Raw genomic sequence first — 11,728 nt, forward strand, 5'->3', positions numbered from 1 at the left:
AGAGTGCCGTTGCGAGGGTGTTCAGGTTGTTCGTCACAAAACGATCATGAACGCCCTCGCTTCATGCCCGCAGGCCATCCCTTGGAATCAATCATCTAGGCGGGGGCGGTGAGGTAAGCCCCTGATGACCGGCACCCGTCCGAGCGTCCGGCCTGGGAGACCGCGTCGGAGATCTTCTACCGGTGGGCGGCCGGCCCCGAGGGAGGGGTTCGTGGAGTTCGCCGGGAACATCCCCGCGACGCCCGCCTCGCTGATCGACGCCGGGAACGGATTCGCCGCGATCGCCGGCCGCGAGCCGCGCTGCCATGAAGTCACAGGCGAGTCCGACGTCTGATCGCGTCGAGACCGGCACCCTGCCGTATTCGTCTGTGTCGTACTGGCCGGACCGGCGCGGCTGCCGGGGCAGCGGCCGGCAGCGATGAGGTGCTTGGTGGCGGTGCCGTGATGGCAGCCGAGGGCCTGAGCGACGAAGGTGCAGGGACTTGGAGCACGAGTTGCCGGAACGTCGCGGTGCGGGCCTGGGCGACCGGCAGGCCGTGCGCGCGCAGTTGCCGTAGGAGTGCGCGTGGGCGGGGCGTCGGCCGGTTCCTGGCCGGCGTGGTACCGCGAGCGTGGACGCGGCGTTCCCGCAGTTCCGCTCCTGGCCAAGCGCCTGCCGATGCCGGGACCCGGGGAAACTGGCCCGGTCACGTGTGGGTCCGTTTCACCGACGTCCGCCCGCTGTGAGCGGGTGCCAGGCGTCCGGCTCTAGGGCGCCTCTGCGGTGTCGGTGGTCGTGATGCCGCTTGTTCGGTGCTGGGCGCTCAGTACGGAGTCCAGCAGGCCGGGGAACAGGGCGTCGAGGTCCTCTCGGCGCAACCGTACGAGCCGGGATCGGCCCTGCACCGTCGTCCACGTCACGCCGGCCTCGCGCAGCACCCGGTAGTGGTGCGACAGCGTCGTCTGATGCACGTCGATCTCGGCGCCGATCGCGTTGCAGAAGTCCTCGCCCATCCGGTCCAGGCGCAGGACGAGGTCCAGCCGCACCGGATCGGCCAGAGCGCGCAGCACCTCCACCAGCCGGATGGCCTCGGTCGCGGGCTGTGACACCTCACGCATCGCCGCCCCCTGTGTTCAGCACGCCCGCTACGCTACCAACTCATTGATAGATGGACAAGTATCCATGTATCGCCTAGGGTTCCGCTCGGTACTTCCGAGGTCCCTTCGAAAGGCGGCACCACCCGGTGTTCAAACGACTGCTTCCGCTGGCCCTGGCGACCTTCGCCGTCGGCACCGACAGCTACGTCATCGCCGGCCTGCTCCCGGCCATCGCCACCGACCTTCGGGTCTCCACTCCCGCCGCCGGGCAGCTGGTGACGGTGTTCGCCCTGGTGATGGCCTTGTCGGCGCCCATCATGGGCGCGCTCACCAGTGGACTGGACCGGCGGTCCGCGCTGCTGATCGCGTTGAGCGTCTTCGTGGCCGGCAACGCCGCCACCGCCCTGGGTACGACCTACGAGGTGGTGATGATCGCTCGCATCGTCACCGCCGCCGGGGCCGGAATGATCAACTCCGCCGCGTCCAGCACCGCGGGGGCCATCGCGCCTCCGGAACGCCGAGGCGGGGCCCTGGCCTTCGTCCTGGGCGGCCTCACGCTGGCGACGGCGCTGGGGCTTCCGCTCGGCACGCTGATCGGGCGTACCGACTGGCACATCACCCTGTGGGCCGTCGCGGGCATCGGCCTCGTCGCGATCCTCGGGATCGCCTTCGGCCTGCCCAAGGTGAGGCTCCCCGCCGCCTCACTGGGTGACCGGCTGCGCCCGCTCAAGCAGGGCCGGGTCCTCGCGCTGCTGGCCGTCACCGCACTGAGCTTCGTCGGCGCCTACACCCTCTACACCTACATCGGCCCCGCCTTGGAGGACGTGACCGACGGCTCCGAATCGGTGCTCACCGTCATCCTGTTCGCCTGGGGACTGGGCGTCCTGGCCGGGAACATCATCGCCGGACGGCTCGTGGACCGGCATGACCCCGCGCACGTGCTGACCGGTCCCCTGGCCGTCGCCGCCATCGCCCTCGCCCTCGCTCCGGTGGCGACCGCGACGCTCGTGTCCACCCTGGTGTGGGCCGCGATCTGGGGCGCGGCACTGGGCGTCGTCGTCGTGCCCCAGCAGCACCGGCTCATCGCCCTCAGCCCGGCCGCGGCACCGGTTCTGCTCGGCCTCAACTCCTCGGCCATCTATGCCGGGATCGCCCTCGGCGGCGGCTTGGGCGGACTGGTGCAGGAATGGTTCGGCGTCGAGCCGGCCTCACTGGGGCTGCCCGCCGCCGCCGTCACGATCCTGGCACTGCTCTACCACCTGACGACCGCACGCCGCCGCGCGTCCGCGACTCCCCGGCAGGCCCCCTCCACCACGGAGGCCCTCAGGGACGGCTCGCGCCGGTGAGGCGGGCGGCGATGCCGTCGAGAACGTAGATCAGGCCCTGGTCGAAGGTGGCGTCCCAGTCGTGTCCGCTGAGGTGGCCGTGCTCGGCCAGGGTCGGATAGCGGTCGCGCCGCTCCCGCAGGTGCTCGTCCGCGGCCCGCCGGACGTCGCCCTCGTCCTGGCCCCCGTCGCGGCCCTGCCATGCCGCCTGCATCATCGCCGCGCCGATGACGTGGTGGGACAGCGCGTAGGCGGCGGCCGTCCGCTCCAGGCCCGCCAGCCCCGCGTCCAGGAGCGTCGCGTGCAGGAACTCGGTGCGCTCCAGCACGTTCGGCCCGAGCAGGGGACGGGCCAGCAGCGTCGCGGTCCAGGGATGCCGCAGCATCGCGGCGCGCCACTCCCCCACCAGCGCGGTCACGTCCGCCCGCCAGCCGCCCGACGGCGGCTCCGGCAGGCGCGCCTCCCCGAACACCGCGTCCAGCGCCAGGTCCAGGACGTCGTCCTTGGTCTGCACATGCCAGTACAGCGTGGTGGAACCGGTGTCCAGCCGCTCGGCGAGACGGCGCATCGTCAGCTTGCCGATGCCCTCCTCGTCGAGCAGGGCCACGGCCTCCGCCACGATGCGCTCCCTGGTCAGAGGGGGTCCTTCGCGCCTGGGCCGCGTCTCCCTGAACCAGACCCGTCCCGCTTCGCCGCTCACCATGGCGACCACTCTAGTACGTTGTGCGGTGACCGGATCATTGGTCTAGTACTGGACCGACGTACTAGTGGGGGTTCGCATGGGGCACATCGAGGTGAGCGGGCTCACGCACGTCCTGCCCGACGGGCGGGTCCTGCTGGACGAGGTCTCCTTCCGCGTCGGGGAGGGCGGCAAGGCCGCTCTCGTCGGCCCGAACGGCGCGGGAAAGACGACCCTGCTGCGGGTCATCGCGGGCGAGGTGGCGGCGTTCGCGGGAACCGTCGTCCAGTCGGGCGGGCTGGGGGTGATGAGGCAGTTCGTCCCCGGCGACCGCACCGTCCGGGACCTGCTGCTGTCGGTGGCCCCCGACCGGATCCGGGCGGCCGCCGAGGCGCTGGCGGCGGCCGAGGCGGCGCTGGACGACGGCGAGGCGAGCCAGCTTGCCTACGCGGAGGCCATCACCGACTACACCGACGCGGGCGGATACGACCTGGAGGTCGTCTGGGACGCCTGTACCACCATCGCGCTCGGGCTCTCCTACGACGTGGCCGGGGATCGGAAGGCGGGCACCCTGTCGGGCGGTGAGCAGAAGAGGCTCATGCTGGAGGCGCTGCTACGAGGTCCCGACGAGGTGCTCCTGCTCGACGAGCCGGACAACTACCTGGACGTGCCGGGCAAGGAATGGCTGGAGGAGAGGCTGCGGAGCACCACGAAGACCGTCCTGCTCGTCTCGCACGACCGCTGGCTGCTCGACCGGGCCGCCGACCGGATCATCACCGTGGAGGCCGGGACCGTCTGGGTGCACGGCGGAGGGTTCGCGAGCTATCCGCAGGCGCGGCACGACCGCGCCGCCCGGCTCGACGAGCGCCGCCGTCGCTGGGACGAGGAGCACGCCCGCCTGCGGCGCCTCGTGCACGTCCTGCGGCAGCGGTCGGCCGGGAACGACGCGGTGGCCGGGGCCTACCAGGCGGCGCGGACCCGTCTCGCCCGGTTCGAGGAGGCCGGGCCGCCGGAGAGCCCGCCCCGCGAGCAGCGGGTGCGGATGCGGCTGCGCGGCGGGCGGACCGGCAAGCGCGCGGTCATCTGCGACGGCCTGGAGCTGACCGGGCTGGCGCGGCCCTTCGACCTGGAGATCCACTACGGGGAGCGCGTCGCGGTGCTCGGCTCCAACGGCTCCGGCAAGTCCCGCTTCCTCCGGCTCCTCGCCGGGCTGCCCGCCGCCGACGTCCCGCACCTCGGCTCGGCGCGGCTCGGCGCCCGCGTCGTCGCGGGGCACTTCGTCCAGACCCATGCCCGGCCCGACCTGCTCGGCCGCACCCCGGCCGAGATCATCATGACCGGCCACGCGCAGACCCTCAACGACGCGATGCGCGCCCTGGCCCGCTACGAGCTGGCCCCCGCCGGGCGGCAGCCGTTCGAGACACTGTCGGGGGGCCAGCAGGCCCGGTTGCAGATCCTGCTCCTGGAACTGTCCGGCTGCACGTTGCTGCTCCTCGACGAGCCCACCGACAACCTCGACCTGGCCAGCGCCCAGGCGTTGCAGGACGCCCTGGAGGACTTCTCCGGGACGGTGCTCGCCGTCACGCACGACCGCTGGTTCGCCGCCGCGTCGGACCGCTACCTGATCTTCGGTGCGGATGGCCGGGTGCGTGAGAGCGACGAGCCGGTCTGGCGTGACGGCTGAGCGGTGGGCGCTCCTAGGAGGCGGAACCGGTTGGGCGGCCCGCCGCCCGCGCGGTGAGAACGCCGAACGCGCAGATGACGGCGAACCCGAACATCACATATCGCGCCGAGACGGCCGTCGACCCGCCCAGGTTGACCAGCACGCCCGCGACGGCCGTGCCGAAGGCGGTGGACAGCGTCGTCACGGCGGCGACGGCCGCCGCCGCCCGCCTCCCCTCGTCCGGGTCGGGCGCACTGGACATCGCGGCGACCGACAGGTGCGGGAAGGCGATCCCGATGCCGGACCCGGCGACGACCAGCACCGGCACCCAGACGGCCACCAGCCAGCCCGGGGCGTCCTCGCGCTGCAGGAGCCCCTGGAGGAGGAACCCGGACGCCAGCAGCACCGGGCCGAGGGCCCGGAGCCGCCGCACCGTCCGCGCGCCGGTCGCCGACGAGCTGCCGATCTGCGTGACCGACCAGCCGAGCGAGACCGCCGCGCCGAAGAACCCGGCCGCGAGCGGCGGCAGCCCGCCGAGCCGCTGGCCGAACAGCGGGACGAACGACTCGACCGCGACACCGAACGTCAGCAGCGCGAGCGTCAGGTACACCCACTTGAGCGGCGAGCCCGCCCGGTACGTGGCGCGCGGGAAGACCCGCACCTCGCTGCGCCGCTCGTGGACGACGAACGCGGCCACCAGCAGCAGGCCCGCCGCGACCGACACGGCCATCCAGAACGTCCCGGGCACGACGCCCGCCACGCTGACGGCCACGGTCGCGGCCGTGACCAGCGCGAGCGACCCGGCGGGCACCGGGACGCGCGCGCCGCCGCGCTCACCGCGCGGCAGCACCTTCGGGACGGCCGCGCAGCACAGCCCCGCGACGGCCGCCACCAGCACGAACGCCAGCCGCCACGAGCCGAACTGGGCGCACAGCCCGCCGAGCGCGGGCCCGGCGAAGTTCCCCACGCCGTACATCGCGGACATGAGCGCGTTGCCGCGGGTCCAGAGGCGTCGCGGCAGGGCCGAGTGGACGGCGGCGAACCCGAGCCCGGACAGCAGCCCGGCACCGAGCCCTTGGACGCCCCGCCCGGCGAGCAGCACCGGCATAGCCGGGCTCGCCGCGCAGGCCAGCGACCCGGCCGCGAACCCGGTGAAGCCGAGCAGGTAGGCCGGGACGGTCCCCCACCGCGCCAGCGTCCGGCCGACGAGCATCGTCGCGACCACCATGGCGACGAGGTAGACGGTCATGTTCCAGGCGTAGAAGCCGGCGCCGCCGAGGTCGGCGACCGCCGTCGGGAGCAGGCTGGAGGCCAGGTAGATGTTGACCGCGCCGACGAGGACGCCCCCGGCCAGCACGATCACGGCTCCGAGGTGCTCGGGCCCCAGCAGCTCGCGCCACGCCGGCGGGCGCTCCGGGACGTCCTCCTCCAGGGCGCGGGCCGCGCCGCGCGGTTCGTCAAGAGTCATGCCTTCAGCCTGTCGTTGAAGGCGTCCCGGAGACTTCGCGGCGATCACGCCGTCACGTGCAGGCGCGGCGCGCGCGGAGGTCTCAACCCCCGCTCAGGGGTTCAGCTCTTGAGGAACTCCAGCAGGTCGGTGTTGAACTTCTCCTTGTCGCCCGGCACCAGGGCGATGCCGTGGGAACCGTCCTCGTAGACCTTCAGGGTGGCATCGGGGATGATCTCGGCGGACTTGCGGGCGGTGGCGTCGATCGGCACGATCTGGTCGTCGTCGCCGTGGACGATCAGCGTGGGCACATCGATCTTCTTCAGGTCGGCGTGGAAGTCGGTGTAGGCGAAGGCGTCCACGCACCTGACACCGGCCTCGATGCTCTGGTGCATCGCCATGAACCAGAAGGCGTCCTTGTTGCCCTGGGTGACCCGGTTGCCCGGCCGGTTCGCGGAGAAGAACCCCTCGGCGGTGTCCTTCCAGAACTGCGAGCGCTCGGCGAGGATGCCGCTCTTGAGGCCGTCGAAGACCTTCTCCGGGACGCCCTCGGGGTTGTCCGGCCCCTGGAGCATCAGCGGCGGGATCGCCGACAGCAGCACGGCCTTGCGGACCCGTCCGGTCCCGTGCCGTCCGATGTAGCGCGCCAGCTCGCCGCCGCCCATGGAGTGCGCGACCAGCGTCACGTCGCGCAGGTCCAGCGCCGTGATCAGGTCGTTCAGGTCGTCGGCGAAGGTATCGAAGTCGTAGCCCTCCCAGGGCTGATCGGACCGGCCGTGGCCGCGCCGGTCGTGGGCGATGCCGCGGAACCCGTCGTCGGCCACCGCCTTCATCTGGTCCTCCCAGGCGTCGGCGTTCAGCGGCCAGCCGTGGCTGAACACGACCGGATCGCCGGAGCCCCAGTCCTTGTAGAAGATCCTGACGTCGTCGCGCGTGGTGATGAAGGGCATGGCGGTCCGCCTCCTGCGTCGCTGCGATATGGGAACCCGGGCGGCCTGGCGCCCTCCGGGGAACCGGGCGCCCCGCACCGGCGGTCGCCCGTGGACGCCATACCCCTCCCGGCCGCCTCCGACCACCAAGCCTCGGTCGGAGGATCTTTACCGAGGAGGGCCTGCCCTCATCGTCCCGGCCGTCGGCCGCGCCACTCCGCCGATCGTGTTCGACAACAGGTGCGCGTGGAGCTGGCGGCGCTGCTCGGCACGATCACGCGGCCCTTCGGGACTAGAGTCGATCAGGTGAGCACTGTTCTCGAACTGCGCGTCTACGCCATCCACCCCGGGCAGCGGGACCGGTTCCACACGCTGATGGCCGAAGGCGTCGTCCCGATGCTCGGACGGCACGGCGTCGACGTGGTCGGCCACGGCCCGTCACGGCACGACGCCGACCACTATTACCTGCTCCGGGCCTTTCCCAGCGTCGAGGCCCGGGAGAAGGCGCTGACCGCCTTCTACGGCAGCCGGGAATGGAACGACGACCACGACGGGCCGGTCATGGCACTGATCGCCTCGTACAACACGGCCGTGCTGCCCGCGTCGGCGGAGACGGCCCGCAGCCTCGCCGCCGACCTGGCCTGACGCTGCGCTCCCTTTGATCGGGTCGAGTCCCTGCTGATTCGGGGGCGCAGGGAGCCCAGCGCGTGCCGACGGTCAGCGCCGAGGTTGGATGCCGAGACGCGGCACGCGTCGCTCAGGCGAACCGCCGCCGGGTGGATGCGTCGGCAGGTAGGAAGGTCTCCTTGTGCAGGCCCTCCAGGGCGGCATCGGCAGGAGTGGTGAGCTGGGCCGAGGTGCTGAAGAAGCGCAGTGTGCCTCCCTCGCCCGTGGCGAGTTCCAGGATGAGGACCGTTCGTGCTCACCATGACCTCTGAGGTCATGGTGAAACGTGCGATGCCCGTCCACGGTGGAGCCGTCAACGCAACGGCTATCCAGAGGATCGACATGGATGCGAATGCTGTCGTCGGGGCTTACCTGGCCACGTGGAACTCCGAGGGCGAAGACCGGGTGAAGCTCATCGCCGAGCACTGGGCGACCGACGTGCCCGCCGGCGCCTGAGCCCGGGCCCGGCCTCCGGCGGCGCAGAGCCGCAGAGCGCAGCCGCCGGCTTTTCTCACAGGGAGCACCAGAATGACCACGGACGTCAGTCCCACCAGGCCCGATGCAGAGGCGACACCACCGGACGAGGCGGGCAGCGCTCACGGCTGGGGTGCGCTGGCCCTCGTCATGGTGGGGACCTTCCTCACCGTCCTCGACTACTTCATTACCAATGTCGCGATTCCCACCATTGAGACCGATCTGGACGCCAGCCACGCCCAGACACAGTTGGTCGTCATCGGCTACGGCGTGACCTTCACCGCGGGCATGATCACCGGTGGACGACTCGGCGACCTCTACGGCAGGCGACGCCTGTTCACGCTCGGCATGCTGGGATTCACCATCGCCTCCGCGCTGTGCGCCGTGGCGCAGAGCGCCGACACCCTGGTCGCCTTCCGGGTGCTGCAGGGGGGCGCGGCCTCGCTGATGGTTCCCCAGGTGCTCGGCATCCTCGGGGTCGTCTACACCGGGGCCGCCCGGGCGCGCGCCTTCGTCGTCTACGGCTTGGTGATCGGCATCGCCGGAGTCTTCGGCCAGGTCATCGGCGGCGCTCTGATCTCGGTCGACGTGGCCGGACTCGACTGGCGGAGCATCTTCCTGATCAACGTGCCGGTGGGCGCGGTGGCCCTCGCCCTGATTCCGCGCGTGATCCCCGAGTCCCGCAGCCCCGAGGGTGGACGGCTCGACCTCGTCGGCGCCGTCCTTGCGACGGCGACCCTGGCGGCCATCGTGTACTCGCTCGTCCAGGGCCAGGAGCGGGACTGGCCGCTGTGGAGCTGGCTGCTGCTCGCAGCCGCGGTGCCGCTGGGCGCCGTCTTCATCGCCCACCAGCGCCGCCGCACCCGCCAGGGGCTCAGTCCGCTGATCGACCTGGAGCTGTTCCGCAGTCGCGCGTTCTCGGTCGGGCTGGTCGGCATGTTGACGTACTTCCTGGCCATGGGCTCGTTCTTCTTCCTGCTCGCGCTCTATCTGCAGCAGGGGCGGAGCCTGTCGCCGATCGAGGCCGGGGTGGTGTTCCTCACCCTCGGCGCCGGGTACTTCGGCTCGTCGTTGCTGTCCATGAAGCTGGCCGCGCGCCTGGGTCACCGCTTGTACGCGGCAGGCCCGCTGACCCTGGCCGCCGGTTACGCCCTGACCGGGCTGACCGCCTCGTGGCTCGGTACCGAGGGCCACATCTCGTGGATCATCGCTCCGCTGATCATCTCGGGTGTCGGCATGGGTATGACCACGGGCCCGCTGACCGGTGCCGTCCTCGCGGGCGCCGCTCCGGAGCACGCCGCCGCGGCCTCCGGGGTGACCAACACGGTGCAGGAGGGCGGGGTCGCGATCGGTGTGGCCATCGTCGGTGCCGTGTTCTTCCCGGCGCTCGGGAACGCGGCACCGGACGACTATCCGCACGCCTTCGGCGTGGGGCTGATCCCCCTGGTGGCCTTCAGCCTCGCCTCCAGCACGATCGTGCGGTTCATGCGGTCGCGCGCACCGGGGAGAGCGGGTCGCCGAATCTGAGCCTCGCGGCCGTCGACGGCCGGATCGACGCACCACGCCGGTCCGGCCGTCACACGCGACGGAGCCGAACCGGCGGCGGGTGAGCGGCGTAACAGGGGCCAGCCCACATAGGCCCAGAACCCACATTGAGATGATCTTGCGCATGCCACGAGGCTCTGAGCTGCGTGTTTGAGGGCATCCGTTGGGATCTGGCTTCCAGGGCCGGCGATACGGACGCGGCTGGCAGGTCAGCCGGCTACGGCCGCCGCTGTGATCGCTGTTGTGATGCGGTCCAGGTCGGTGTCGTCGGTGATGTAAGGCGGCATGGTGTAGACGAGGTCGCGGAAGGGGCCTACCCAGACGCCGTGCCGTGCTGCGGCCCTCGTGGCGGCGGTCATGTCCACTTCGTGATCGAGCTGGATGACGCCGATCGCGCCGAGTACTCGGACGTCGCGTACCCCGTCCAGTCCGCGGGCGAGGGTAAGGCCTGCTCGCAGCCTCGCCTCGATCCGCTTGACCTGCTGTCGCCAGTCTTGGTCCCCCAGCAGGTTGAGCGAGGCGTTGGCGACGGCGGCGGCAAGGGGGTTGGCCATGAAAGTGGGGCCGTGCGCGAGCACCGGGAATGCGCCGCGGCTGATGCCGCGTGCCACGTCGGGTGTGCACAGGGTGGCCGCCATGGTGAGGTAGCCGCCGGTGAGGGCCTTGCCCACACACATCACGTCCGGCGCGACGTTCGCATGGTCGGCCGCGAACAGCTCACCCGTACGGCCGAATCCGGTGGCGATCTCGTCGAACACCAGCAGAACCTTGTGCGTGTCGCACAGTTCGCGCAACGATGACGGCCGCCAGCTCATCCGCGTGCCGTTCGATCAGCTCAGCCAGATGGGCGACGTAGCCGGGGTCGGGTTCGGCATCGAAACCGGCGGGCGGGGCGTCGGCGAAGACCTGCCGCGGCAACACCCCGGTCCACAGACGGTGCATGCCTCCTTCGGGATCACACACCGACATCGGGTGGAAGGTATCGCCGTGGTACCCGCCCCGCCAGGTCAGCAGGCGACGTTTGTCCGGCCGCCCGAGCGATCGCCAGTACTGCAGGCACATCTTGGCCGCCACCTCAACTGCCACCGAACCAGAGTCGGCCATGAAGACGTGCTGGAGCGGATCGGGAGCGAGTTCGGCCAGGCGGGTGGCGAGGCGTATCGCGGGCTCGTGGGTGAGCCCGCCGAACATGACGTGACTCATCCGGCTCAGCTGGTCGTGGACTGCGGCGTCCAGGACCGGGTGCCGGTAGCCGTGGACGGCGGCCCACCAGGAGGACATCGCATCCACCAGTTCGACCTGGCCCTCGATCGGCTGGGCCAGCCGCAGCCGAACGCCTTCGGCGGACTCGATCAGCAGCGGTTCTTGTGTGCTCGGCATCGGCGCGTACGGGTGCCACACGTGAACCCGATCCAGCTCCAGCAGGTCGGCGACGCGCTGTGGGTCACGCATTGGGCGGCACTTCCGTGCCCGCGCCGCGGCGGCGCAGTGCCATCAAGTCGGCATAAGCGGAGCCAGGCGGCCGGCTGGTTCGGTCGTTGACCCGGCGCCCGAACCAGTGCCGGCGTACCTTACAGGCGGCGGCCACCACGTTGAGCAGGTCGTCATCGGAGGTGCCGAGGATCGCGCGTGCCTCGTCCCGAGTCGGCAGCTCACGCCGCAGTTCTTTGTCGGCCAGAGTGTCCAGGAGATCCATGGCGTTGATCCTCGCCTGGTGCGTAGGCCGCGACCAAGGTTCGCACCCTACAAGGCGGGCCGATCAAGATATGTGCGAAACCTCGGCCAGTAGCCGGTCGAAGGCCTGGGGCCGTAGCCGCAAGTACGTCGGTGGCGTACACGCCGAACCGAGCGATGTGCTCGGTGATGTACGGCGACAGATGGGCGACCTCCTCGGCCGAGATCTCCCAGCCTCCGCGATGAGCT

Annotated in this window: 11 protein-coding genes and 1 pseudogene; 6 read left to right on the top strand and 6 right to left on the bottom strand. The window is 71.2% G+C overall.

From position 1 onward, the window contains the following. Positions 1–211: 211 nt before the first annotated feature. A complete protein-coding gene (locus E1291_RS44530) occupies positions 212–334 on the top strand; it encodes a hypothetical protein (protein ID WP_278045235.1) in 123 nt (40 codons plus the stop codon). Positions 335–747: 413 nt separating this feature from the next. Here the strand turns inward: E1291_RS44530 and E1291_RS06430 are convergent, their stop codons facing one another. After that, the gene (locus E1291_RS06430) at positions 748–1,098 is read right to left on the bottom strand and encodes an ArsR/SmtB family transcription factor (protein ID WP_131736803.1); all 351 of its coding nucleotides are present in this window, start codon (positions 1,096–1,098) and stop codon (positions 748–750) included. 125 nt (positions 1,099–1,223) lie between these two features. Between E1291_RS06430 and E1291_RS06435 the strand changes: the two genes are divergently transcribed. Further along, a complete protein-coding gene (locus E1291_RS06435) occupies positions 1,224–2,423 on the top strand; it encodes an MFS transporter (protein ID WP_131736804.1) in 1,200 nt (399 codons plus the stop codon). Here the strand turns inward: E1291_RS06435 and E1291_RS06440 are convergent. Then, the gene (locus E1291_RS06440; RefSeq protein WP_242613977.1) at positions 2,401–3,021 is read right to left on the bottom strand and encodes a TetR/AcrR family transcriptional regulator; all 621 of its coding nucleotides are present in this window, start codon (positions 3,019–3,021) and stop codon (positions 2,401–2,403) included. The genes E1291_RS06435 and E1291_RS06440 overlap by 23 nt on opposite strands. 160 nt (positions 3,022–3,181) lie before the next feature. Here E1291_RS06440 and E1291_RS06445 point away from each other — a divergent pair, with 160 nt between their 5' ends. Next, on the top strand, positions 3,182–4,765 hold the full coding sequence (locus E1291_RS06445) for an ABC-F family ATP-binding cassette domain-containing protein (RefSeq protein WP_131736806.1): 1,584 nt from the start codon (positions 3,182–3,184) through the stop codon (positions 4,763–4,765). Positions 4,766–4,778: 13 nt separating this feature from the next. On the opposite strand, the gene E1291_RS06450 is transcribed toward E1291_RS06445, so the two are convergent. Then, positions 4,779–6,212 carry an MFS transporter gene (locus E1291_RS06450; RefSeq protein WP_131736807.1) on the bottom strand — a complete coding sequence of 478 codons (1,434 nt, stop codon included), beginning with the start codon at positions 6,210–6,212 and terminating at the stop codon, positions 4,779–4,781. A gap of 101 nt (positions 6,213–6,313) precedes the next feature. Beyond that, the gene (locus tag E1291_RS06455) at positions 6,314–7,141 is read right to left on the bottom strand and encodes an alpha/beta fold hydrolase (RefSeq protein ID WP_131736808.1); all 828 of its coding nucleotides are present in this window, start codon (positions 7,139–7,141) and stop codon (positions 6,314–6,316) included. A 285-nt stretch (positions 7,142–7,426) separates the two neighbouring features. On the opposite strand from E1291_RS06455, the gene E1291_RS06460 reads away from it, so the two are divergent. The 3 genes from E1291_RS06460 to E1291_RS06475 all read left to right on the top strand — a co-directional run bounded on the left by E1291_RS06460 (position 7,427) and on the right by E1291_RS06475 (position 9,787). Next, positions 7,427–7,765, top strand: coding sequence for an NIPSNAP family protein (locus E1291_RS06460; protein ID WP_131736809.1), 339 nt, complete (start codon positions 7,427–7,429; stop codon positions 7,763–7,765). 273 nt (positions 7,766–8,038) lie between these two features. Continuing rightward, positions 8,039–8,242 (top strand): hypothetical protein, encoded by a 204-nt coding sequence (locus E1291_RS06470; protein WP_131736810.1) that lies wholly within the window; start codon positions 8,039–8,041, stop codon positions 8,240–8,242. A 72-nt stretch (positions 8,243–8,314) separates the two neighbouring features. Then, complete coding sequence (locus tag E1291_RS06475) at positions 8,315–9,787, top strand: MFS transporter (RefSeq protein ID WP_131736811.1); 1,473 nt, start codon at positions 8,315–8,317, stop codon at positions 9,785–9,787. Between the two features lie 227 nt (positions 9,788–10,014). Here E1291_RS06475 and E1291_RS06480 read toward each other — a convergent pair. After that, positions 10,015–11,257, bottom strand: a pseudogene (locus E1291_RS06480) (aspartate aminotransferase family protein). Further along, positions 11,250–11,501 (bottom strand): hypothetical protein, encoded by a 252-nt coding sequence (locus E1291_RS43140; RefSeq protein WP_207400591.1) that lies wholly within the window; start codon positions 11,499–11,501, stop codon positions 11,250–11,252. The pseudogene E1291_RS06480 and the gene E1291_RS43140 overlap by 8 nt, the downstream one beginning before the upstream one ends. Positions 11,502–11,728: the final 227 nt, after the last annotated feature.

It is taken from the genome of Actinomadura roseirufa, assembly GCF_900659635.1.
GTDB lineage: Bacteria > Actinomycetota > Actinomycetes > Streptosporangiales > Streptosporangiaceae > Spirillospora > Spirillospora roseirufa.